The organism is Paraburkholderia sp. RL17-347-BIC-D, from assembly GCF_046027915.1.
Classification (GTDB): domain Bacteria; phylum Pseudomonadota; class Gammaproteobacteria; order Burkholderiales; family Burkholderiaceae; genus Paraburkholderia.
Map to the genome: position 1 here is coordinate 77,362 of NZ_JARESS010000023.1, position 24,984 is coordinate 102,345.

The 24,984-nt window shown below is 57.5% G+C and carries 19 protein-coding genes; 17 read left to right on the top strand and 2 right to left on the bottom strand.

Features of this window, described 5'->3' with window-relative positions:
- Window positions 1-736: 736 nt before the first annotated feature.
- The 12 genes from P0D96_RS27460 (at window position 737) to P0D96_RS27515 (ending at window position 15,951) form a co-directional block, all read left to right on the top strand.
- Entirely contained in the window at window positions 737-2,800 is a 2,064-nt protein-coding gene (locus P0D96_RS27460) for a flavin-containing monooxygenase (protein WP_408316532.1), read from the top strand.
- Window positions 2,801-2,879: 79 nt separating this feature from the next.
- Window positions 2,880-3,740: a patatin-like phospholipase family protein gene (locus P0D96_RS27465; RefSeq protein WP_408316534.1), complete on the top strand. Its 861-nt coding sequence runs from the start codon at window positions 2,880-2,882 to the stop codon at window positions 3,738-3,740.
- Between the two features lie 88 nt (window positions 3,741-3,828).
- Window positions 3,829-5,034 (top strand): CaiB/BaiF CoA transferase family protein, encoded by a 1,206-nt coding sequence (locus tag P0D96_RS27470; protein ID WP_408316536.1) that lies wholly within the window; start codon window positions 3,829-3,831, stop codon window positions 5,032-5,034.
- Window positions 5,035-5,046: 12 nt separating this feature from the next.
- Window positions 5,047-6,147, top strand: a complete 1,101-nt coding sequence (locus P0D96_RS27475; RefSeq protein WP_408316538.1) for a CaiB/BaiF CoA transferase family protein — start codon at window positions 5,047-5,049, stop codon at window positions 6,145-6,147.
- A gap of 60 nt (window positions 6,148-6,207) precedes the next feature.
- Complete coding sequence (gene mmsB, locus P0D96_RS27480) at window positions 6,208-7,119, top strand: 3-hydroxyisobutyrate dehydrogenase (protein WP_408316540.1); 912 nt, start codon at window positions 6,208-6,210, stop codon at window positions 7,117-7,119.
- Between the two features lie 14 nt (window positions 7,120-7,133).
- Window positions 7,134-8,633 (top strand): aldehyde dehydrogenase family protein, encoded by a 1,500-nt coding sequence (locus P0D96_RS27485; RefSeq protein ID WP_408316542.1) that lies wholly within the window; start codon window positions 7,134-7,136, stop codon window positions 8,631-8,633.
- Window positions 8,634-8,742: 109 nt separating this feature from the next.
- Window positions 8,743-10,167, top strand: coding sequence for an aldehyde dehydrogenase family protein (locus P0D96_RS27490; RefSeq protein ID WP_408316544.1), 1,425 nt, complete (start codon window positions 8,743-8,745; stop codon window positions 10,165-10,167).
- 184 nt (window positions 10,168-10,351) lie between these two features.
- Complete coding sequence (locus tag P0D96_RS27495) at window positions 10,352-11,944, top strand: class I adenylate-forming enzyme family protein (protein WP_408316546.1); 1,593 nt, start codon at window positions 10,352-10,354, stop codon at window positions 11,942-11,944.
- Window positions 11,945-12,034: 90 nt separating this feature from the next.
- A complete protein-coding gene (locus tag P0D96_RS27500; RefSeq protein WP_408316548.1) occupies window positions 12,035-12,826 on the top strand; it encodes an enoyl-CoA hydratase-related protein in 792 nt (263 codons plus the stop codon).
- Window positions 12,827-12,901: 75 nt separating this feature from the next.
- A complete protein-coding gene (locus P0D96_RS27505; RefSeq protein ID WP_408316550.1) occupies window positions 12,902-13,819 on the top strand; it encodes a LysR family transcriptional regulator in 918 nt (305 codons plus the stop codon).
- Between the two features lie 32 nt (window positions 13,820-13,851).
- A complete protein-coding gene (locus P0D96_RS27510; protein ID WP_408316552.1) occupies window positions 13,852-14,880 on the top strand; it encodes a zinc-dependent alcohol dehydrogenase family protein in 1,029 nt (342 codons plus the stop codon).
- Window positions 14,881-14,958: 78 nt separating this feature from the next.
- Window positions 14,959-15,951, top strand: a complete 993-nt coding sequence (locus P0D96_RS27515) for an AraC family transcriptional regulator (protein WP_408316554.1) — start codon at window positions 14,959-14,961, stop codon at window positions 15,949-15,951.
- On the opposite strand, the gene P0D96_RS27520 is transcribed toward P0D96_RS27515, so the two are convergent.
- A complete protein-coding gene (locus P0D96_RS27520) occupies window positions 15,895-16,659 on the bottom strand; it encodes an SDR family NAD(P)-dependent oxidoreductase (protein ID WP_408316556.1) in 765 nt (254 codons plus the stop codon). The two genes, P0D96_RS27515 and P0D96_RS27520, sit on opposite strands and share 57 nt — an antisense overlap.
- Window positions 16,660-17,782: 1,123 nt before the next feature.
- Between P0D96_RS27520 and P0D96_RS27525 the strand changes: the two genes are divergently transcribed.
- From P0D96_RS27525 to P0D96_RS27545, 5 genes are all read left to right on the top strand, one after another.
- On the top strand, window positions 17,783-18,532 hold the full coding sequence (locus P0D96_RS27525; RefSeq protein ID WP_408316558.1) for an electron transfer flavoprotein subunit beta/FixA family protein: 750 nt from the start codon (window positions 17,783-17,785) through the stop codon (window positions 18,530-18,532).
- A gap of 13 nt (window positions 18,533-18,545) precedes the next feature.
- The gene (locus P0D96_RS27530; protein ID WP_408316560.1) at window positions 18,546-19,490 is read left to right on the top strand and encodes an electron transfer flavoprotein subunit alpha/FixB family protein; all 945 of its coding nucleotides are present in this window, start codon (window positions 18,546-18,548) and stop codon (window positions 19,488-19,490) included.
- A gap of 37 nt (window positions 19,491-19,527) precedes the next feature.
- Window positions 19,528-20,346 (top strand): HpcH/HpaI aldolase/citrate lyase family protein, encoded by an 819-nt coding sequence (locus P0D96_RS27535; protein ID WP_408316562.1) that lies wholly within the window; start codon window positions 19,528-19,530, stop codon window positions 20,344-20,346.
- Window positions 20,347-20,613: 267 nt separating this feature from the next.
- The gene (locus P0D96_RS27540; RefSeq protein ID WP_408316564.1) at window positions 20,614-22,290 is read left to right on the top strand and encodes an electron transfer flavoprotein-ubiquinone oxidoreductase; all 1,677 of its coding nucleotides are present in this window, start codon (window positions 20,614-20,616) and stop codon (window positions 22,288-22,290) included.
- Window positions 22,291-22,471: 181 nt separating this feature from the next.
- The gene (locus tag P0D96_RS27545; RefSeq protein WP_408316566.1) at window positions 22,472-23,422 is read left to right on the top strand and encodes a LysR substrate-binding domain-containing protein; all 951 of its coding nucleotides are present in this window, start codon (window positions 22,472-22,474) and stop codon (window positions 23,420-23,422) included.
- Window positions 23,423-23,795: 373 nt separating this feature from the next.
- Here the strand turns inward: P0D96_RS27545 and P0D96_RS27550 are convergent, their stop codons facing one another.
- The gene (locus P0D96_RS27550; protein WP_408316568.1) at window positions 23,796-24,974 is read right to left on the bottom strand and encodes a CaiB/BaiF CoA transferase family protein; all 1,179 of its coding nucleotides are present in this window, start codon (window positions 24,972-24,974) and stop codon (window positions 23,796-23,798) included.
- Between the last annotated feature and the right edge of the window lie 10 nt (window positions 24,975-24,984).

The following is a 24,984-nucleotide window of genomic DNA, read 5'->3' on the forward strand; positions in this document are numbered from 1 at the left end:
TCGTTCAAGGTGGGCGTATGCGACCAGCCCCGGTCACGTCTGTTCGCGCTAGCGCCGAAGCGCACCAGAGCATGCTTGGTTGCGCTGCCGCATTGTCAATTCGGAAACCTACACCCGGCATCTCCTCGATTGCTCGGCCGGACAATCGGTGGTCGTTGCCTGTGCCGGCAGCATACCGGAGCCTCGGATTGGACGGTATCCGTGCGGCTGCCGCCCGTCCAACTGACGGACATCATTTCGGCTTTGCCATCAAATCCTGCCTGCACTGGGTCGCATATTCTGCGGTGATGGCCTGAATCATGCCGCAATACAGTCTCGAGGCCACCGTCGATGTGCCCACGCACTTCGTTTGGCTAACCATGATAGACATTTTCTCATCGCCTACGTCGTGTTTGTCTACGACGACCAGCTGTCGAATGCTCAAGACCGATTTCTGCAATTTAGAATCGGCTAGAAGTGCGTCTCTCGGCCGTCCGTTGACTATTCCCGGTGCTCTCAATTTCTCATGCTCATCGTCAAACAAGGTGGTCTCTCCAATTAAAATCAATGTCTCGGTGGAAGCGAGACGGGCAACGTTTAGGAGAACAGGTCACAGCAGTGCAGTTTTCGAAGTTCTAATCTTCACGATTCGGTCTTGTATCAGAGCGTCACCCTTTCTAGACTGACTCTGCACTTGGACGGAATGATGTGGCTATCACATCAGCCCGCTATGTAGATCAACCAGGAAAAGTCAAAAATGTACAGGACAGGTGATTTCGAAACGGTCGCAGGTGGGACCGAACCTCTGAAGAAGAGCACTCTTCGCGATACCTTCACCAATATCGTTCCTCGACATCGGGTCGCGGGTGACGATCTTCGCGCGCAGCTGGCGGATGTAGACCCGTCACTGTTGCTGGCCTCACTCGTTCATATCACACGCGATACAAGCCTCCTTGATCGCTATGGCCCTGAGTTGGTGTTCGCCGACAAGGCTGAACTGCGGCCCGGCGTGAAGGTCGTAGAGACTATCAAGGGCTTCGCAAAAGTACCCACCATCGCCCCAGCGCTTCGGCAGGAGATGGTGGAACTCGCGGTTGCTGTGTTGGACAGGGCGCCGGAGGAGCAGACGGAGTACACCACGGGATATGATCTCGACGTCGGTACCTTCATCAAGATGGCAAGTGTCCTGACCGGTGAGACGATCGACCCGGAGTACGCGGACATGTTTCTCGAACAGGCGGGTTTCGTTCGTAATATGCCAGTGCTGCCGCAGAGCGGGCGGTACCCGACGGAGCGCATTGAGCTTGCGATCATCGGGGCGGGGATGACCGGGCTTGCAGCCGCAATTCAAGCTAAAGATCGCGGATTCGGTTTCCGGATTTTTGAAAGCGGTAGCAAGGTAGGCGGAGTTTGGAGCGTCAACGACTACCCGGGTGTCGCTGTAGATACGCCCGCGACCTACTACTCATTGTCTTTCGAATTGAATCCGTCGTGGAGTAACTACTATCCGGTTGGCTCTGAATACCTCCTCTACCTGGAAAGCCTCGTCGAAAAACACAAGCTTCACGACCAGATTGAGTTTAATAGCGAAGTGTTGAGAGTGCAGTGGATCGACGAGGACCAGGAGTGGGAACTTACGGTTGTCAAGAATGGTAGAGACGCATCGAAGGTTCGGGCCACTGCCGTCATGACCTGCCTTGGCCACCTGAACCGGCCCAACTATCCTGACCTCCAAGGGCGTGAGACCTTCAAGGGCACTTCCATCCATGCGAATCGATGGAAGCACGACGTGGACCTTCGGGGCAAGCGCGTCGGCATCATCGGCACGGGCGCAACGGGCGTGCAGGTGATTGGGAAGATCGCAAAAGACGTTGGTCATCTGACTGTTTTCATGCGCCAGCCCATGTGGATCATTCCTAACCAGGCCGGTGACGGAAAGATTCCTGCAAATAAGCGCTGGGCTCGGGAGCACTTGCCTTACTTTTTGCATTGGGACCGCCTGAAGGCTTATTGGACCTACAGCGACAATTTCGGCTACCCGGTTGTTCGAGCCGACCCCGAGTGGGCCAAGAGCCATGTTTCTATCTCCCCAGCGAACGACCGCCTGATGCAGTTCTGCGTGAACTACATCAACTCCTGCTTTGGCGAGGGAAGTGAACTTGCCCGGAAGTTGACTCCTGACTACGCCCCGATGGGTAAGCGCAGTGTGCGCGATCCCTACGATTTCGAGAGCGGCGGGTTCTATCACGCGTTGTCGCTTCCCCACGTCGCGCTCGAAACGAGCAAGCTTGCGCGAGTAGTCCCCGACGGCATCCTCACAGCCGATGGGACGCTGGTCGAGTTGGACGTGATCATCTATGCAACCGGACTGACGCTCGACTGGCTCTCGCCTGTCGAAGTCGTTGGCCGTGATGGGGTGCGTCTTTCGGACGTCTGGCGTGACAACAATCCGGCCTCATACATCGGCGGGATGGTGCCCAAGTTTCCGAACATGTTCGTCAATTCTGGTCCGCATACCGGTGCGGGGCACGCGGGGGGGCATAACTTCATGGCGGAAGTTGTGAACCACTTTGCGATGGAGTGCCTGCAGTTGCTGGTCGAAGAGGATTCCAAGTCTCTCGAGGTCACACAGGAGGCCTATGACGAGCACAACCAACTCCTCGATGAGAAATTGGCGGGATCGATCTGGGCTTGGGAGCGTCGCGCGCATACCTACTACCGAAATCAGAAAGGCCGCCCGATTTTGCCTACGCCATTCCGTCACGTGGAATTCTGGAAGATGACTCGGAAACCGAAGAAAGAGGCGTTCGTCATTCGCTAACGCGATTGACCAGGAATCGCCGGATGCGCAGGGCCGGTATCTTGCGCATTCGTATAGGTGGCAATAGCTGGAGCTAATCATGAGCGAATGCAGAAGTCGTGGGCTTGTCTTGGGGGGTGGAGGCGTCATCGGCTTGGCGTGGGAGATCGGAGTGCTTCACGGGCTCGTCTCCAACGGTGTCGATGTTTGTGATGTTGACGAGGTCATCGGTACGTCGGCGGGAGCCTTCGCAGCCACTGCCCTGATGGATGAGCGAGGAATCGCCTGGGCGTACGAGCGGCAGGTATCTGCGCGCGTCAAGGAGGTCCCCATCGCTTCACCTGCAGGTGTGATGGATACGTTGACAACGATCCTTCAGGAGTGCGCTGGCAACAAGGTCGAGGCTGCACGGCGGATAGGCAAGTTCGCTCTCGGAGCCTTGACCATTGATGTGCCAACCCGTCTTGCGGTGGTTGGCCAGCGCCTGGACCGCACTGACTGGCCGTCAGAGCGGCTGCGATTTACTGCGATTGATGCTGACACGGGTCTCCTTTATCTACTGGATCAGGCATCGGGCATCGACATCGTTCACGCTGCTGGAGCAAGTGGCGCGGCGCCGGGGATCTGGCCGGTGATTGAGGCAGGCGGAAGGCGCTGGGTAGACGGAGGCAGCGTGTCGGCAACGAATGCCCATCTCGCCTCGCGCTTTGACAGATGTCTCGTCATATCTCCTATGCCGGTTGGTCTTTCGGGGGTCTCCGTGCAAGAAGAGCTGGACAGCTTCTCGGGGACAACTGCTAGCGCTCTAATCGTCCCCGACGAGAGGAGCATGGCCGCAATCGGCGAAAACCATTTTGACCCGAGCAGGCGCAGTCTGGCGGCAGAAGCCGGTCGAGTTCAAGGCGAAGGCTTTGCGCGGCATCTGGCCGCGCTATGGGACCTTGCCGCGGGCGACGGCTGACGCGCAATCGCACGACAAAGCTATCACGTATACACCGGCACCCTGAGCGACGCGAACTTAGCGTACGGCGACCACTTGGAGCATGGAAATGAAAATCGAGATCGGAGAGTCATCGTCAGGGCCTTGTCGCGGATTACGGGTTCTGGAATTCGCCACCATGGTTTCTGGGCCATTCGCAGGCCAGATGCTGGCCGATCTTGGTGCAGAGGTCATCAAGGTAGAGCCTACAACGGGGGATCCACTGCGCGGGGTCCAGCCGAGCCGCAAAGGTGTTGCGGCCGGCTTCGCCCAGTTCAACCGGAACAAGAAGAGCATTGGAATAGATCTCAAGTCGTCGAAGGGATCGGCTCTGGCGCGCGAGTTGGCGTTGGCCTCAGACGTGCTGATCGAGAACTTTCGCCCTGACGTGATGCAGCGCCTGGGACTCGATTATGAAAACCTTCGCAAAGACAATCCCAGGCTCATATATGTTTCGATATCCGGCTTCGGAGTCGATGGGCCATACGCTGCACGCCCGGCATACGACCATGTTATCCAGGCGATGAGCGGCACAATGCCGGCATTCGGCAGCAAGGAGCAGCCTGCGCCGATCCGTAACTCGATCGCCGATAAGGTGACTGCGATCACCGCCGCCAATGCGGTTCTTGCTGCTCTCGTTTGCAGGGAGCGCCAAGGAGGTCAAGGTCAGAAAGTGTCGCTGTCACTACTTGACTCATATTCGGCCTTTATGCTCCCCGACCTGATGGTAGACCACTTTTTCCAGGATGGGGATGGTGCGCGTGAGACCGCCCCCGTGCCCCACACCTACTATTCAGTCCCGGTAGCCGATGGATTTGTCATGGGCCATATCCATACAGATGCGCAGTTCCGGGGGCTGTGTCGACTATTCGAGCGCGAGGATCTGCTTGATGACCAGCGCTTTGCGGATACCAAGTCGCGAAGAACTAATTACGGGGCTATGTGGGAAGAGATGAAACCCACGGCAAGCGAGATGCCAACAGCGCTTATTGTGGAGTTGGCCGAGAAGTTCAGCGTGCCAATCGGTCGTGTCAACGACATGGGCGATTTCTTTGATGACCCGCAAGTCAAACACAACCGAACTTATTTTGACTCAGAGGACTTGGGGCTTGGAACGATCCGACAACTGAGCTATCCGGTGAGATTCGAGAAGTCTCCGGTGGGGTACCGCCGACGCGCGCCATCGCTCGGTGAGGACACGCGCGAAATCCTGAAGGAATTTGGCAAGACTGAGGAGGAGGTAGCGGATGCCTTCAAAACAAACGTGGTTGCTTAGCGAGGACGAGTTATGTCTGGGCCTTTGAAAGACGTGCGGATTATCGAATTTGGAGCGATTGGACCGGCGCCTTTCGCTTGCATGATGCTCGCTGATAACGGCGCAGACGTCATCAGGGTTACCCGCCGGCCCCCCGCGTGGCGTGAAGGCGTTATGGATTCAAGTAAAGACATCCTCGCTCGGTCGCGTCGCGTGGTGTACGTCGATCTGAAGACGCCAGCCGGTATTGACGAGGCTAGGGCGTTAGCGCGGACAGCGGACGGAATTGTCGAAGGATTTCGGCCGGGAGTGATGGAGCGTCTGGGACTTGGCCCGGATGTCTTGCTCGCGGACAACCCGAAACTCGTCTACGGGAGGATGACAGGCTGGGGACAGGATGGTCCATACTCGCAGGCCCCTGGTCACGACATCAACTTTATCGCACTGTCCGGGGCACTTCATGCGTTTGGTCGTGCCGGAGATAAACCGACCCCACCTGCAAATCTAATCGGAGATTTTGGCGGCGGCGGAATGATGCTTGCGTTTGGAATGGTCAGCGCCATCCTCCACGCGCGAGCAACGGGCGTGGGTCAGGTGGTCGACTGTTCCATGCTCGATGGATCCGCGCTTCTGATGAGCATGCTCTGGTCGCTTCGTGCCGCAGGCGTGTGGCGTGATGAACGAGGGGTCAACCTTCTCGATACAGGTGCCCATTTCTACGAGACTTACGAGACGCTGGACGGAAAGTACGTTGCAATTGGAGCGGTCGAACCGGAGTTCTATTCCGTACTTCTCGGAAAGCTCGGCATTACCGGGGATAGCCAGTTCGAACGTCAGCGTGACCCACTTGCGTGGCCCGACTTGAAGGAAAAGCTGGCGGAAGTATTCCGATCCAAGACGCGAGAGGAATGGTCCAACATTTTCGAAAACAGCGAGTCATGTTTTTCCCCGGTCCTCTCCATGAGCGAGGCACCGAACCATCCTCACAATGTCGCTCGTGAAGTGTTTCTGAACATTGGTGGCGTGGTGCAGCCCCGTCCGGCACCAAGATATTCGCGCACGGCAAACAGCGTTCCTGAAATGTTGACTCCGAATCAGGATGATCGCGATGCGGTGTTTGCGAGCATCTTGTGACCGGGTCGTAATGTGCCCCTTGATTGCGGGCGAAGAGGTCATGACAAAGGGGGTGGTTTTATGAGCAATATTGCATTCATCGGTCTGGGTAATATGGGTTTGCCGATGGCCACAAACCTGGTCCTAGCAGGACATACGGTGTCTGGGTTTGACATTTCCGACAGAGCCCTCGCCGTATTCCGGGCGAAAGGTGGTAATTCAAGAAAGGCTCTGTCCGAAGCCGTGGCATCAGCAGACATTGTAATTTCGGTTGTGCGATCGGGCGGCGAAGTCATGAGCCTGTATTGCGACGAGGGCGGGGTACTTGAGTTTGCGCCGCCAGGCGCTTTGTTGATCGACTGTTCGACCATCGGACCCCAGTGGGCAAGAGCCGTTGAAGCGAAAGTCTCGCAAGCCGGATTTCAAATGCTGGACGCCCCAGTAGCCGGTGGACAGGCCGGCGCTGAGGCCGCGAAGCTGACCTTCATTGTCGGGGGGGAGCGGGAGGCTTTTGATCGAGCCGAGTCGGTCTTGCTCCAAATGGGCACGAAGGTCCTTTATGCAGGCGCCTCCGGCAACGGGCAAATCGCAAAGCTCTGCAATAACCTCATTGCGTGCGTAAGCAGCGCAGCGGTTTCCGAAGCGTTCATCCTCGGCAAGAAGCTGGGTGTCGAGTATCAGACGATGTACGACATTATTACCCAATCAACCGGCCAGTGCTGGACGTTGACCCACAACTGTCCCGTACCAGGCCCCGTGCCGACCGCGCCGTCCAGCCGTGGATATATGCCAGGGTTCGCTGCCGATCTGATGTTGAAAGATCTGCAACTGGTCGCGTCTGCGGCTGAAGAGGTGGGCGCGTCTTCACCCTTTGGCGCCAAGGCGGTAGCTCTGTACCGGCATCTGAGTTCGTCGGGGCACGGTGCACACGACTGGACCGTCGTCAGTAAGGTGTTGGAAGAGGGGCTTCCCTCGCTTGAACAATACGATTAACAATGGAGACAACCATGGTCGATGGAAAACTGGTACCCGTTCTCGATGCCCAGAAGCTGGCGCAGAATCTGAGCGGTTTCAACCTCATTGACGGAGCGCTCGTCCCAGCTCTATCCGGTCGCACCTTTCCCATAGTCAACCCGGCTACGGGTCTGGAAATTAGCACCGCCGCGTTCAGCGTTGTGCAGGACGTGGATGCTGCGGTCGAAGCAGCGCAACGAGCTCAACCGGATTGGGCCGGAACGCCAGCGAGAAGGCGTGGAGCATTGGTGATGGAATGCGCGCGTCTGCTCGAGGCGCATGTCCAAGAACTGTCGCGTCTGGTGACTCTTGAAACGGGCAAGGCGCTCCGAACGGAAAGCCGAACGGAGGCCGCCGGCATTGCCGACATGCTGCTCTTCTACGGTGGCCTCGGTTCTGAGTTGAAGGGCGAGACAATCCCTCATCGCCCAGATATGCTCACTATCACCTTGCGAGAGCCGATCGGTGTGGTCGGGGCCATCCTTCCGTGGAACGCGCCCATGTACATCCTGGCGATGAAAATCGCGCCGGCGCTGGTGGCAGGCAATACCGTCGTCGTAAAGTCCGCGGAGGAGGCACCGCTGGCCGTTCTGCGCGTCTGCCAAATCCTGAATCAGGTGCTGCCCAAAGGTGTGCTCAACATTGTCTCCGGCTACGGTCCCGAATGCGGAGCTCCGCTCGTCGCTCATGCCGCGGTGGGCAAAATTACCTTTACAGGCTCGGTGGAGACCGGAAAGATTATTTACAGGACGGCTGCGGATAAGTTGATTCCCGTGACGCTTGAACTAGGCGGTAAGAGTCCAATGATCGTCATGCCTGACGCCGACCTCGACAAAGCGGCGGCAGGTGCGGTGGCGGGTATGCGTTTTACCCGCCAGGGGCAGAGCTGTTCGGCATCCAGTCGCATGCTTGTGCATAGCAGCGTGCATGACGAGTTCGTCGCCAAGGTGAAGGCGCTGGTTGACGCGATGAAAATCGGTGATCCGATGGACGAAGCCACCGACATTGGCACCATCATATCTCGCGGTCAGTACGACAAGGTGAGCAGCTACATAGCAGCGGGCCGTGCGACCGCCGATGCGACTGCCGTCGAATGTTGCACGTTGCCGACGGATCCGGGTCTGGGTGGTGGACTCTTTGTGCGACCTGTGATGTTCACTGGGCTAACCAACGATAGCCGGCTTGCGCGAGAAGAGATCTTTGGACCGGTGGTCTGTGTCATCAAGTTTTCCGACTACGAAGAGGCTTTGAGTCTGGCCAACGATACCAGTTATGGCTTGACTGCGTCGGTATGGACGCGTGATTTGAAAACCGCACTCGATGCGAGCCAGAAGTTGCAGGCAGGATTCGTCCAGGTCAACCAGAACATCGTCGCCCAGCCAGGGCTCTCGTATGGCGGAGTAAAAAACTCGGGGTTGGGCAAGGAAGCATCTCTTGAAGCGATGCTCGACCACTTCACGCAGAAGAAAACAGTGATCTTCAACATGCAATAACAAGGAGGGGGGCACTGCGGTTATTGCCCCCGCTAACGCGTGACGAAGCGCTGAGCGCGCCCCGCAGTGGCACACCATTTACTCTCTGACTGATTGTACGAGGCACGCAGTGATCGAACGGAAGCACTTTTACATCGACGGGCGCTGGGTTGCGCCTTCATCCATTGACACGACAGAGGTCACTGACTCCAGTACTGCCGAGCTGTATGCCACGATCCCTGCGGGCGGGGCCGCAGATGTTGATGCTGCGGTCGACGCAGCTCGTAGCGCGTTCGCCGACTGGTCGCAGATGCCTCCCGAGCGGCGTGCCGAATTCCTGCAGAAGATTGCCGATGGATTGAAAGCGCGCACGGACGAATTGGCTCGGGCGATCGCGACCGAGGTGGGGATGCCGCTCCGGTTCTCAACCATGGTCCAGGTCGGAGGTCCGATCGCGTCGTGGTCCCACTACGCGAAACTTGCGCGCGAGTTTCCGTACCAGGAACAAGTGGGCAACTCTGTCGTTGTACGCGAGCCAGTCGGCGTCGTCGCCGCAATCACGCCTTGGAACTACCCTCTGAACCAGATTACGATGAAAGTTGCGCCGGCGCTCGCGGCCGGTTGTACCGTAGTGCTCAAGCCGTCCGAAGTTGCGCCGATCAACGCCTTCATGCTAGCTGACGTGATTCACGAGGCTGGCCTGCCTCCGGGCGTATTTAATCTTGTGACCGGGTTCGGCCCCGTTGTTGGTGAGGCACTCGCTCGCCATCCTGACGTCGACATGGTTTCGTTCACTGGTTCGACGGCCGCTGGAAAGCGGATCAGTGAGGTCGGTTCGCAATCGGTCAAGCGTATCTCACTCGAGCTCGGGGGGAAAAGTGCTTCACTCGTGCTTGAAGATGCGGATTTCGAGAGAGCGGTGAAGTCCTCGGTGTCGAGCTGCTATCTGAACTCGGGGCAAACTTGCGCGGCTTGGACGCGACTTCTTGTGCCGCGAACGCGGCTCGAAGAGGCTGGTCGCATGGCGAAGTTAGTGGCCGAGTCATACGCCGTCGGGGGGGCGTTCAACGATGGTGTCAAGCTGGGACCCCTGGTGTCCGCCGCGCAACGCGATCGCGTCCTTGGCTGCATCAAGCGCGGTATCGACGACGGTGCTGAACTCATTACCGGTGGTTTGGAGCCGCCGGTCGGCGTCGGCAACGGCTATTTCGTCAAGCCGACGGTCTTCATCGTCAACGATCCGAAAGCCGCCGTCGCGCAAGAGGAGATCTTCGGTCCGGTACTGACGATTATTCCATACGACAGCGAGGTCGACGCAGTACGTATTGCCAACGACTCCATCTACGGGCTTGCCGGCGCAGTGTGGGCGGGCACTGATGAGCGTGCCATGCAGGTGGCGCGCCAACTGCGCACAGGTCAGGTCGACGTGAACGGGGGTCGTTGGAATCCGCTCGCTCCCTTCGGTGGCTATAAGCAGTCCGGTCGCGGGCGCGAGAATGGCATCTACGGCATGGAGGAATTCCTCGAGTACAAGGCAATGCAGTTTCCAACGTGACTTTATCGGGTGCCGGGCCGATCAATTGAGGCTGGAGAGGCCAGAGTGAGTTCATTGGCCGAGTTCCTTTGGTCATTTGAGCCGAGCCGGCTATTTTTGTCGACGCCTGTGCGCGCCACCCTCGGAGGAGATAGTACAGTTGTCTTTCACATGCTATTCCACGCTCGTCAGTACCACGGAAATCATGAAAACTTCACAACGCTGGTCTCGGGAGATCGTTGGCGCAAGAGTAGCGAATCACAATTCGCTGGTCTATTCGCACCGCCCCAAGTCACTTTTTGAGCTCCTGGTCGACGCGAGGCGATGGGTTGATCGGACCGTCGTCGTTCAAGGGGAGTTGCGTCTGACGAATCGCGAGTTTGAGACCGCGGTGAGCCGGACGGCATATTTCCTGGCGGCACGCGGCATCGTCCGCGGCGATCGCGTAATGCTCCTGAGTTATAACCGACTCGAGTGGTTAGTCTCTTTCTGGGCCCTGCAATGCCTTGGAGCTGTCGCAGTGCTGGGCAGCTCGATGTGGAGTGAAGCTGAAATCTGCAATTGCATGAAGCTTATTGAACCAGCCATGGTGATCACCGACCGCGAAAGTTCGGTTGCTATTCAAAGCGCCGAGCGAGTCGTTGGCATGGAGCAGATTCGGCAACTGGTGAGTGCGGAGGCTCCGCTCTTGCCACCAGTGCCTTTAAGCGATATGGAGGACGAGCCTGCGCTGATCATGTTCACGTCAGGTACTACAGGCGCCCCCAAAGGCGTGGTTATCTCGCATCGATCCATTATTGCCAACATTCAGAATCTCCTGGTATTGACCGGAAGGCTGCCTGATCAGCTTTCGCTCTCCGCCGCAGGTACTGTAAGCCTCTTGTCCATGCCGTTGTTTCATCTGGGGGGAATTCAGATCAGTATCCTCACCTTGTTGACGGGCGGGACGCTGGTTTTACTGGAAGGCCGGTTTGACCCGGTGTCCATATTGAAACTGATTGAAAAAGAGAAGGTGCGTGTGTGGGGTGGCGTTCCGACGATGGTCTCGCGAGTCGTGGAGCATGAGTGTTTTGCGGAGTTCGATACGTCCAGCGTGCGTTCGATACCGATGGGTGGGGCAGCCATTTCACTCGAGTTGCGGGCCAAAGTGCAGAAAGCGTTTCCAGCAATTAAAAAGCGCGTCGGAAGTTTGTATGGAATGACTGAGGCTGGGGGTGTGCTTGCGGCGGGTTCGAGCGAAGACGTTGCAGGTCGTCCCGGCTGTGTAGGCCGACTTTTGCCAGTAGTGGAGGTGCAAGTCGCCGATGCCGATGGGGACGGCGTCGGGGAGATAAAAGTGCGCACTCCGACAATCACCAGTGGCTATTTTCGTGATCCCACACCCATAGTAGACTCTGACGGCTGGTTAAGCACTGGTGATCGCGGTCGGCTGGATCCTGACGGGTATCTTTATATACTCGGGCGTTCCAAGGACATCATCATTCGCGGCGGCGAGAACATTGCATGTGCTCACGTCGAACACTGCCTGCTGCAACACGAAGGCGTGCTCGAGGTTGCGGTTTTGCCATTGCCACATCCTGACCTTGGCGAAGAGGTTGGTGCCGTAGTGGTAATCCGACCGGGAATGGTCGTGACGGTAGATGTGTTGCGTGCGCACGCGAACGGCCTCCTTGGACGCCACGAAGTCCCGACGCGCTGGTGGTTGCGCCTGGAACCGTTACCGACGAACGCGACAGGAAAGATTTCGAAGCGCGAAGTTTTGGAGCAATGGCAGAAGACTGAATGCTCGAAGGCTTAGCTCGACCTCAAATTCGATGTTGCGCGCGGAGTGTCGCAATGGTGCATTGTGTGTGCGCTTTTTTAAAGAACCTTATTACTCAGAGGCAACATGGATACTAGCGGACAACTGATTGTCCAACGTGACGGTCCAGTTGGTAGAATTTTGGTCAGCAACGTGAACCGGCACAACGCAGGTACCAACGAGATGTGGCAGGCATTCTCGCCGTCGTTGGCTGAATTCGTTGCCGACCCGGAAGCTCGCGTAATCCTGATTGAAGGCGATGGCGGCCGGGATTTCATGTCTGGGGCAGACATTCGCGAATTCCGTAGCCGGCTGTCGCAGTCGGACGCCGTACGCACAGTGGAAAGGAGCGCGCTTGAGGCGTACCGGGCTGTTTGGGACTGCCCCATACCAACGGTTGCTGTCATCCGCGGATATTGCCTGGGAGGTGGTTTGGCCTTGGCGACTTGTTGCGATCTGAGGATCGCGGCTGACGACGCTATTTTCGGTATTCCCGCAGTGAAGCTTGGCGTGGGCTATCCTGCAGATAGCATGTATAAAATCCGGTCGTTGGTCGGTCCCGCCTTCATGAAGGAGATTCTCCTTACCGGCAGACAGTTTTCGGCGCAAGAGGCATTGCACATGGGATTGGTCAATGCGGTCGTTCCGACTTCTGAGCTAACTGAACGGGCGGAGAGCATGGCTGCGAGCATTGTCAAGGCTGCACCGCTTACCGTGAGGGCCATCAAACTTATTGATCGAGATCTGGACCGAAATCCTGCCGAGCGGAACGTGGAACTGTGGGACAATGCGATCGCGGCTTGCTTCGCCAGCGAAGACTTCGTTGAAGGCTGTAACGCCTTTACAGAGAAGAGGGCGCCAGTATTTAAGGGGCGATGAAGCATTCGAGGCAACCCACAATCGTTTCTCGAGCATCTCCCGAGATAAAGCCTAACTCCGATTACTTCGCCTATCTTGGACAAGTTCTCCGCTATTCAATCGTTTATTGTCGTCGCCGAGCAAGGTAGCTTCGCTGCTGCCGCGCGCCAACTCGGAGTGACTGCTTCGATCTTGACACGACGTGTTGCTGGTTTGGAGCACGAATTGAATGTGACCCTGCTCGCGCGTAACACGCGCCAGCTTGCGCTCACGCCAGCTGGCCAAACGTATCTGGCTCGGTGCCGTGAGGTCCTTTCGTCCCTGGAGGACGTCGAACTCGATCTCGCCGAGAGCAACGCGCAGCCGGTCGGACGTTTGCACGTTCAACTGCCGGTCGTCGTTGCTCGATTGCATGTCGTGCCGCGACTGGAGATGTTCCTGAGCCGCTACCCACGGGTTGATCTCAGGATTACTCAAAGAGATGGGTTGCAGGATCTTGTGAGTCAGGGGATCGATCTGGCGGTATGGGGCGGCGATCTTCCCGATTCACGCCTCGTGGCGCGCCCCCTGACCCGCAATGTACGCGTTACGTGCGCAACGCCTGCTTACCTCGATCGCCATGGAAGACCCGAAAGTATCGAAGAGCTTTCCGCTCACAATTGCCTACGAGCGGAAGTCTTTCACGGCGGCCGGGCCTGGCTTTTTCAGATGCCCGAAGGCGAGCGTCTTGTCCCCATCCAGGGCAATCTGCTGGTAGACAACGGCGACAATTATCGTGAGGCGGTCCTTGCTGGTCTCGGGCTTGGGCAAGGCACTTCGATCTTGTTCGATTTTGACGTGCGACGCGGCCGTCTTGAACAGGTCCTCACGAACTACGTTGCCAAAGGGCAGACTGTATGGGCGGTTTACCCACAGGCACAAGGCAGGAATCCGAAGGTAAGGGCGTTCGTTCAGTTTCTCACGGAAATTTTGCCGCAAGGGGGGACTGAAGACCCGTCTCATCCGCCCGCGTAGTCCTCAACTGCTCTACGTCCTTGGAGAAGTGAATGAGAGCGATGCGTATGGGAGCACCGGCGGGCCTGGACACACTCGGAATAGATCAGTGCGACCCCGGCCGACCCGGGCCCGGCGAAGTGTTGGTGCGCGTGCGGGCCAGTTCGTTGAACTACCACGACTATCTCGTTGCTGTCGGTGCCATTCCAACGGAGCCGGGACGAGTGCCAATGTCTGACGGCGCGGGCGAAGTGGTCGAAGTTGGACCGCCAGCGTTGAATAATGTGCATGAGCCATCAACCGAGTTCAACGTCGGCGATGCGGTGCTTGGCACGTTCTTTCGTCGCTGGCTGGAAGGTCATCCAACGAACTGGAAGGCGGCGATTGTGTCCGGCGAACATGTAGACGGCTACGCGCGTGAGTTTGCTGTCGTGCCCGCTACTTCGCTGACACTGGCACCCGTCGGTCTGTCACCCGCCGAAGCAGCCACGCTGCCTTGCGCAGGCCTCACGGCGTGGCGCGCGCTTGTTGGCAACGGCGCACTTAAGCCCGGCGACACAGTAATTGTGCAGGGTACCGGCGGTGTTTCGGTATTTGCGCTGCAGTTCGCGAAGGCCATAGGCGCGTCGGTGATCGCTACCTCGTCCTCTGACGAGAAGCTGGCGCGATTGGGCGAGCTGGGTGCAGACTATTTGATCAATTACAAGCGAGAGCCCAAGTGGGGTAAAGCGGCGAAGGTCTGGACTGGCGGCCGCGGAGTGGACCATGTAGTGGAGGTCGGCGGTGCGGACACCCTTGACCAATCAATCACCGCGTGCCGTATGGGTGGGCACATAGCGATGATCGGCGTGCTTGCCGGGCTGGCGGGCAAGGTCTCAACGGCGCGCATAATGCTTAACCAGATTCGATTGCAAGGCTTGACGGTAGGTAGCCGCAGAGATCAACTTGACATGATCCGTGCCATCGAAACTATTCGGTTGCGCCCGGTACTGGATCGCTCTTTCGCGCTCGAACAGTTGGCGGCGGCATTTCGCTATCAGCAAAGCGGCCAGCATTTCGGCAAAATAGGTGTCGTGATCTGAATGTGACTGCGGCTCCTGCGTTCGCAGCTCAGACTACGGCAGCTTGCAATTTCTAAAGATGTACCTCATAGTTTACGGATGCAGGACGACCCACTTACTGACATCCTGACTTTGACCAGCGCCCGATGCGTGGAGGTCGGCAGCTTAGCGGCTGGCGGATCCTGGGCGCTGCGATTCCCTCCGCCAAACAAGATCAAACTCGTTGCAGTTGTAAAAGGTGACTGTTGGCTTCGTCTTGACGGTCAGGCTGCAGCGCTTCGGGTTAAGACGGGCGATGTATTCGTGCTGCCGGCCAAGAGCGTCTTCGTGCTCGCCGGTGATCTGAACGCCCCTCAATTCGACGGTCTCGGAGTCTTCGCGGATGCGACGGCTGGAATGGCGACCGCAGGTATTGGTGACGATTTCTTCGCCGTTGGTGCCCACATTGCACTAGATCCGCAGCGTGGCAAGCTCCTGTCGGAGGTGTTGCCGCCCCTCATACACATCGGAAGTGACTCGTCTGAAGCCTCGGCAATGCGCTGGCTGCTGGATCAGCTAGTGAACGAGGTTGCTGCCGATCGGCCGGGAGCTATGTTGGCATCGCGACAACTGGCGCAGCTCCTGTGCGTTCAGTTTGTTCGCTCGTACCTTGAGGCCTCTGGGCCTGACGTAGTGGGATGGATCAGAGCCCTCGGAGATGAGCGCATCGCGCCGGCCCTGCGTCTCATGCACGGCGAGCCTGGACGGGCGTGGCAGCTCAGTGAACTGGCAAAAGAGGTGGCGATGTCGCGCACCAGCTTTGCCACTCGCTTCAAGTCGATTGCAGGTGTCCCGCCACTTACCTATCTGCAGACCTTGCGGATGCGCCATGCGGAGCATGAGTTACGCGATGGCGCCATGTCGATGTCTGAGTTGGCCCGGTCCTTGGGCTACTCATCTGAAAGCGCGTTTAGCAATGCGTTCAAGCGGGCGGCGGGAATGGCGCCGAAGCGCTACCGATCCATCTTTGCGAAGATGGATCGGTCGGACTCAGATTTACACCTGGGTCAACCCACCGTCGACGAACAGTTCCACACCATTGACGTAGCTTGATGCATCGCTGGCGAGGAACACCGTCGCCTTGGCGATTTCACTCGCGTCGCCGATTCTGCCCAACGGGCTCCGTTGCGAAATCGATTTGACGATGGCGTCGGCCTGTTCCGGACCGCCAGCTGCTTTTTCAAGCGCTCTGCGCAGCGAAGGCGTGTCGACCGCACCCGGGCTCAGGATGTTAATCCTTACACCAGTACCCTTTGCGTCCTGAATCAGGGCTCGCACCATGCCGCGGAAGCTCGCTTTAATCGCGCCATAAATGCTCATGCCAGCGGGCGGCGCGACGGAAGCGGTCGATCCGATGAGGATGATCGACCCGTCGTTTTGCATCAGCGGCATTGCAGACTGAATTGTGAACAACACGCCCTTCAAGTTGATGCTGACCATCTTATCGAACTGTGCCTCGGTGATCTTACCCAGTGGGGCGTGTTCGTCCTTGACGGCGTTGAGGACTACGGCGTCAAGCCTTCCAAACCTTGCCTTCACATCGCTGAGCAGCGCATCCATCTCGGTGAGGCTTGCGGCATCCGCCTTGGCGCCGAAGCTGTGCGGCCCGAGTACTTCGATGGTCCGGTCAAGCTCTTCCTGCTCGAGCCCTGTCACAACGACCTTGGCCCCTTGTTCAATGAACATCTTGGCAATCGCCAAGCCGATACCGGTCGTGCCGCCTGTGATCACAGCGACCTTTTCTTCCAGTGAATAATTCATTTTAGACTCCTATGGATTTGGTGAAATCCAGTTGTTCGGCGACGTATCGCCCGGGGTTGCGCAATTAGCCCTGCGCTATGAGGCGGATAACAATCTTGTCTAGTTCGACAACGGACGCTTGCTTGGCTGCGGACTCTACGGCACAAAAGAAGGCCTCTGCGAATCGCGAAGCTGCCTTTTAGGTCGCTGATTGAGGCTTTGCTTGGGTGCTTGTCACGCGGTCGGCGAAGGTGATGTGGACCGAGCACGGGAAAGGATTCGCGTCACGAGCACGTTGTCATTGGCCTCGTACAGTAAGTGTGTGGAGATGGCATGCAAACTTGATGCCAGACTAGAACTTTTGATTCGCCACCACCATTTAAGCCCGTCGATGTGGTGTTCTCGACGTGTCCGGAGCCTGTGCTTTCGAAGGAGAGGCAACGAAGCAGCGACCCCGAGTCGTCGACATGAAGAAATTCCTTTCGATAGTATGAATCGGGGGGGCTGGGAGTTCTCCAGCGGGCCTCAGCCTGGTACGAAAAGTATAGGGTCGTGGTACCCGGGGGGGGAATGCTCGAACATTCACAAATTCTGCGTATTCGTTCAAAGATCTTGTTGGGGGCTCGCGTTTGGCACGCGGCGTTCGTCCGACCACAAGATTTTCAGCGTACGGCGCATTTTTGATGCGTCTCTGGTTCCGGGAACTCGGTCGTTTCACTTGCAGCACGAACCGCACAGTGATGGTTGGTGTGAGTATCGATCTAAACTCTCGCGTTGAAGCAAGATTGTACGAACGCGCTGAACGGCTCCACAGTTTTGACCTACTTTACCGCTCAGAGACTCTAGGTTCGTTACCAGGGCGACATTCACCGATTCCTAGGTAAGCCTTTCCCGCTTCTGGCTTGATTTCGGCAAATGCCGATTTCATCGGCCATAGGGGCAGCTTATGGCAGGCAAAGCTAACTCGTATTTGCAGCGTTGGGCTTCTGCAGTTCCAATGTGGGTTCACCGATGGGATCGCAGCGCCCACGGGTGATGGGACGTTATGCTAAAGGCTGATCGAAATGCCGCTTCCATCGTAGACGGGCCGAAATATCATCGCGCCACGGGTTGTGTGGCGCGGCCAATAAATATGGAGTAGACGATGAAGATTTTGGTCCCAGTCAAAAGAGTTGCCGATGCCAATATGAAGGTCGGTGCGAAGTCGGACGGTACGGGCGTCGACATCGCGAACGTGAAGATGGCGATGAATCCGTTCGACGAAATCGCGGTTGAAGAAGCGGTGCGTTTGAAGGAAGCGGGCGTGGCGACAGAAGTGATCACTGTGTCGGCGGGTGTGACGCAATCGCAGGAAACGCTACGCACGGCGCTGGCGATCGGCGCGGATCGCGCGATCCTGATCGAGTCTTCGCAAGAGCTACAGCCGTTGGCCGTGGCGAAGCTGCTGAAGGCGCTGGTCGACAAGGAACAGCCACAACTGGTCATCCTCGGCAAGCAGGCCATCGACGACGATTCGAACCAGACCGGCCAGATGCTGGCTGCGCTGGCTGGTTTGCCGCAGGCGACGTTTGCCTCGAAGGTCGTCGTCGCTGACGGCAAGGCGACCGTTTCGCGCGAAGTCGATGGCGGCGCTGAAACGCTGTCTTTAAAGCTACCCGCAGTCATCACCACCGACCTGCGCCTGAACGAGCCGCGCTACGTGACGCTGCCGAACATCATGAAGGCGAAGAAAAAGCCGATGGAAGTCGTCAAGCCGGAAGATCTGGGTGTCGACGTCACGCCGCGCCTGAAGACGCTGAAGGTTGTCGAGCCGCCCAAGCGCTCCGCCGGTGTGAAGGTGCCGGATGTGAAGACGCTGGTCGAGAAGCTGAAGACAGAAGCCAAGGTGCTTTAAGGAGACGGACGAAATGACGATTCTGGTAATTGCGGAACACGACAACGTGTCGGTGAAGCCTGCGACGTTTAATACAGTGGCTGCTGCTGCGTTGATTGCCACACTTAGCACTCGGGACGTTCACGTGTTGGTAGCAGGGCACAACGCAAAAGGTGCAGCAGATGCTGCGGCAAAGATTGCAGGCGTGAGCAAGGTTCTGCTGGCCGATGCGCCGCAACTCGAAGCGGGCTTAGCAGAGAACGTCGAAGCGACGGTTATGAACATCGCGTCGAACTACACGCATATCCTCATACCGGCAACTGCCTACGGCAAGAACATCGCGCCGCGTATCGCAGCGAAGCTCGACGTTGCGCAGATCAGCGACATCACCGCAGTGGACTCGGCTGACACGTTCGAACGCCCGATCTACGCAGGCAATGCGATTGCTACAGTGCAATCGTCTGACCCGATCAAGGTCATCACGGTCCGTTCGACCGGCTTCGACGCGGTCGCGGCCGAAGGTGGCAGCGCGCCGGTCGAAAAGATCGAAGCTGCAGCAGACACCGGCCTGTCACAGTTCGTGAGTCGTGAAGTGACGAAGCTGGACCGTCCGGAACTGACTTCGGCGAAGATTATTGTCTCGGGTGGTCGAGGCCTGGGCAACGGCGAGAACTATACGAAGGTTCTCGAGCCACTGGCCGACAAGTTAAATGCGGCACTAGGTGCGTCGCGCGCAGCGGTCGATGCCGGCTTCGTACCGAACGACTATCAAGTCGGGCAAACAGGCAAGATTGTCGCACCGCAACTCTATGTTGCGGTCGGTATCTCCGGCGCTATCCAGCATCTGGCCGGGATGAAGGACAGCAAAGTCATCGTCGCGATCAACAAGGACGAAGAAGCGCCGATTTTCAGCGTTGCCGATTATGGTCTGGTGGGCGATCTGTTTGCGGTAGTGCCGGAACTCGCTGACGCGATCTGATGCGCGTGCACTCCACTTTGCTCTATGAGAACCAAAAATGTCACAGTTGAATCAGCCGCAACACCGGTCGTTTCTGTTTGTACCCGGTAGCCAGCCGGATCGCTTCAACAAGGCACTTGGGAGCGGTGCAGATGCTGTAATTGTCGATCTTGAAGATGCCGTCGCACCTGATGCAAAGGCGGAAGCCCGTCACGCAGTGGCAGAATGGGTAGGCCCGGAGCGGCCGATTCTCATCCGGGTCAACGCACGGAGTACACCGTGGTTTGCTGAGGATGCGCAATTGTTAAAGCTCCGCGGCGTCGCGGGTGTGATCTTGGCCAAAGCTGAAAGTGCATCGGATGTGGTTGCCTTGCTTTCGGTGACTCGGGCCAAGTTACCCGTTTTTCCGTTAATAGAAACTGCGAAAGGAATGTGGAACGCGTTAGAAGTTGCTAAAGCGCCTTTTGTACAGCAGCTCATGTTCGGTACTCTTGATTTTATCGCTGACATGGGAATGGCGTCCGACGGACATGAACTGGACTCGTTCCGCGCGCAGTTGGTCATGATTTCTCGAATTGCAGGGATCCAGCCTCCCGTCGACGGAGTGACGCCGAGTATCGACGACACCGATCGGTTGACTGCCGAGGCGACGACAGGAAAGCGATGGGGCTTTGGCGGAAAACTGTGCATTCACCCCAAACAGGTATCGGTCGTGAACGCGTGCTACATGCCATCCAATTCGGAGGTAGTGTGGGCCCAACGTGTCCTCGACGAATCCGCGAAAGCAAATGGCGCAGCCATTTCGATTGACGGCAAGATGGTTGACCGACCCGTTGTCCTGCAGGCACAGCGGGTGATGAACCTGGCACGAGCCTGACGTTAGACGCTCAATGGGCGGCCATGGAGGTCGTGCCAATGACCTGTTTGAAGCGTTCCACGCCAGCCTTTTGGTGTCTGCTCATCGTATTTTTCAATGTTAGCAGCAGCTTTGACAGTTCCCCACGCTTAGGTTGTGTAGGACCTCACGCACTAATCGATGTGCTCATCGTCGCTGCGTGCATCGCGTCTATTTTGCCAATGCTATGCTAATCCCCGAGATTGCTGATCAGACGTCTCTCAAACCCCATCTCTTTCCCTGAAGCTGATGAACAATAGTACGACTCTCCAGCAAAAATACGGTCCACGCGAGTCGATGGAATACGACGTCGTGATCGTCGGGGGCGGCCCGGCTGGCCTGTCCGCGGCGATCCGCCTGAAGCAGCTGGCAGCGGAAAAAGGCGTCGAGATTGGCGTGTGCGTACTGGAAAAAGGCTCGGAGATCGGGGCTCATATCCTGTCCGGTGCAGTGATGGATCCGCGCGCGATCAACGAACTGATCCCGGACTGGAAAGAAAAAGGCGCGCCGCTGACGGTGGATGTGACCGAGGACAAGTTCCTGTTCCTGACGGAAACCGGTTCGAAGAGCGTGCCGACCTGGGCGCTGCCGGACAATTTCAAGAACCACGGCAATTATGTGATCAGTCTCGCGAACGTCACGCGCTGGCTGGGTCAGCAGGCTGAAGCGCTGGGTGTCGAGATTTTCCCGGGCTTTCCTGCTGCTGAAATCCTCTACAACGACGATGGTTCGGTCAAAGGCGTTGCGACCGGCAACCTGGGCATCGGCAAGGAGGGCGAGCCGACCGAGAACTTCCAGCTCGGCATGGAGCTGCACGCGAAGTACACTCTGTTCTGCGAAGGCGCGCGTGGTCACCTCGGCCGCCAGCTGAACGACAAATTCAAGCTGCGCGAAGGCGCCGATCCGCAGGTCTACGGGATCGGCATCAAGGAACTGTGGGAAATCGATCCGGCGAAGCACAAGCCGGGTCTGGTGATGCACACCGCCGGCTGGCCGCTGGAGAACGACACCTACGGCGGCTCGTTCCTCTATCACATGGATAACAACCAGGTGGTGGTGGGTTTCGTGGTGGGCCTTGGCTACACGAACCCGTACCTGTCGCCGTTCGAGGAATTCCAGCGCTACAAGACGCATCCGGCGATTCGCGCGGTGCTCGAAGGTGGCAAGCGCGTATCGTACGGCGCGCGGGCGATTACCGCCGGCGGCCTGATGTCGCTGCCGAAACTGGTGTTCCCCGGTGGTGCGCTGGTCGGCGACGATGCGGGCTTCCTGAACGCATCGCGGATCAAGGGCTCGCATGCGGCGATCAAGACCGGCATGCTGGCTGCTGAAGCGGCTTTTGAAGCCGTACAGGCAGGACGCACCAGTGACGAACTCACCGCCTATCCGGAAAGCTTCAAGACGTCGTGGCTGCACACTGAACTGCATCGCGCGCGCAATTTCAAGCAGTGGATGAGCAAGGGCCTGTACCTCGGCACGCTGATGGTCGGCATCGAGCAGAAGCTGCTGGGCGGCAATGTGCCGTGGACGCTGCATCACCAGCATTCGGATCACGAGATGCTCAAGCCCGCGTCGCAGTGCAAGCCAATCACGTATCCAAAGCCCGATGGCAAGCTCACGTTCGACCGTCTTTCTTCCGTGTTCATCTCGAACACGAATCACGAAGAGAACCAGCCGGCTCACCTGACGCTGAAAGATCCGTCGGTGCCGGTGAACGTGAACTGGCAGACCTACGCCGGGCCGGAGTCGCGCTATTGCCCGGCAGCGGTGTACGAGTTCGTGAAGAACGACGACGGCAACGAGCGCCTCGTGATCAACGCGCAGAACTGCGTGCATTGCAAGACCTGCGATATCAAGGACCCGACGCAGAACATCGTGTGGGTGACGCCTGAAGGTGGCGGCGGTCCGAACTATCCGAACATGTAAGCGGCCGCATGGCGCCACTGTCATGCGAGTCATGCCTAAAGTCAACACGGTGAACCTGTCGCGGCTGGCATGGCCACGACGTGAGCAGGTCAGAAACTATGCTGATAAATAAGGGGCGAGATAGCTTTGGATAAACACCCATAGGTGTATCCTATGAAGACATACAAAATATTGCTCCATTATGGACGTCAGGCAGCTTCGCTATTTCGTCAGTATTGTCGACTACGGTAGCCTTGGAAAAGCAGCTGAAAAGCTTTTCATTGCTCAGCCCTCGCTCAGCCAGCAAATGGCACGTCTCGAGGAGGAACTAGGCGTGCCTCTTTTGCTGCGCAGCAATCATGGTGTTACTCCAACATCTGCCGGAGACGCGATGTATCGTCACGCGCGGCTCGTGTTGCGCCAGATGGAACAGCTTAAGCAAGAGGTGACCAAAGGCGTTGGTGCTGAGTCAGGCACAGTGGCGGTCGGCCTTCCGACAACCATGGCGTCGGTACTGGCGGTGCCTCTATTTGACCGGATCCAGGAAACATATCCAGGGATCAGGCTGCAATTTTTCGAAAGTATGAGCGGCTATCTTAACGAGCTGCTGGCTAATGGCCGTCTGGATCTTGGGATCCTCTTTCGCGAGTCCGATACTCCCGGTATTACCGCGTTACCAGTCCTCGACGAAGCGTTGTACCTCATGGGCGAACCTGGCGGCGAGGTCTCGGCTCGGTCAACGACCTGTAAGCTGTCGAAGCTTTCCGGCGTGCGGCTCGTTGCTCCCGGGGTATCTAATGGGCTACGGCTTCTACTAGAGCGCACTTTTCTCCGGGAAAACCTTGATCTAAATATCGTAGCTGACATCGATTCGTTGCCTACGATGATAGCGATTGCGCATTCAGGAAAAGCTTGCACAATTCTGCCTGCGTCGGCTGTGGCGCAATGGGATACGGCCCGACTACCCAAAATGCGACGCATCACCGAGCCGACGATCGAGCGCCCGGCCAGCATATGCTGGCCGAACGGCTCGCCCATCCACGCAGCGACGTTCGCTGTACGCCAGACAATGATCAAGCTAATTTCGGAGCAAGTCGCGCTGGATCTTTGGAAGGGGGTGACTTTGCGGGACGTTGCACGTATTTCCGGTTGAATATCCTTCGCGGCGAATCATAGGCAGGCGTGTTGCACTTGGCATACCACCGCCCCAAGCCCTCTTCAATGTATGCCGGCATTGCGCGTCCTACAGCGTTCAGCATGCGCTTTCTCCGGGTGTCGATCTAAGGAGACGTGCCGCCGTGACATGGATCCGGATGCGGGCAGGGGCGTCACGATCGGCGCTACTCGCTGGAGTAGGATAAGAGCGGGGCCAGGCCATCGGAAGGCGTCTTGAGATCAAACGCTGGCACTTGAGAGGAGGAGGGCGGGGCTGTTCCGACGCCCGCCCGCACTGCGTATGACCGTTGATTATTGTGCAATCGACATATGTGGAGTCTTCTTGCACGGGACACGAGAGCTTTTTCGGCTCAGATTGCGTCCGCCTCACGCATTGCAACGATCTCGGAATCGTTGAAACCGAGCTCACGCAGAATGGTTTCAGAGTGCTGGCCAAGCGCCGGCACACTGCCCATGAGTGGCTCTTCCGTCGGATCCACGCCGGGTGGATAGAGCGCAGGTATTTCTCCCGCCGGAGTCTGAATTTTCGTCCATCTTCCTCTGGCCGCGAGCTGTTCGTGATTCCACACGGCCTGCATGTCGTTCATGCTAGCGTTAGCGATGCCCGCCTCTTCCAGACGCTTGATGACCTGCGCTGCGCTCAGGGATGAAAAAGCTTCCAGAATGAGGTCCGAGAGTTCATCGCGGTTCTTGACCCGACGACTGTTTGAACTGAAGCGCTCATCGGTCTGAAGTTGCGCCTTCTGGATGACCGTCTCGCAGAAGCTCTTCCACTCGCGCTCATTTTGCAAACCCAGCATGACTGTCTTTCCGTCACCGGCCTTGAACGGTCCATACGGAAATATGGTCGCGTGCGATGCTCCTGCCTGGCGAGGTGGCGTCTGACCGTCAATTGCATAGTACAGCGGATAGCTCATCCATTCGACCATGCTTTCCAGCATGGAGATGTCGATGTGTTTTCCCCGACCGGTTCGCCCACGCTCCAGAAGAGCGGCGAGAATGTTGGTATAGCCGTACATTCCTGCCGCGATGTCGGCGATTGAACAGCCAGCTTTGGCGGGCTGATTCTCGGAGCCGGTTATGCTCAAAAAGCCGGACTCACTTTGAATCAGCAGGTCATAGGCCTTTTTGTCACGAAACGGACCGTTCAGACCATAACCGGAGATGTCGCAGACGATCAGGCGGGGATATTTTTTGCTCAGGGTCTCGTAGTCGAGTCCCAGACGCTGAGTTGCTCCGGGTGCCAGATTTTGAACGAACACATCGGCGTCAGCCAGTAACCTGTGCACGACATCAATTGCCTCATCCTGCTTTACATCCAGCGTGATGCTTTCCTTGGATCGATTCGTCCAGACAAAATGTGAAGCGAGGCCGGAAACGCGCTCATCGTAACTGCGAGCGAAGTCGCCAGTGCCGGGTCGTTCAACTTTAATGACGCGTGCGCCGAGATCGGCGAGTTGCCGCGTACAAAACGGCGCTGCGATGGCGTGTTCAAACGTGATGACCTTGATTGATTCGAGTGGGCGCATGATGGAATTC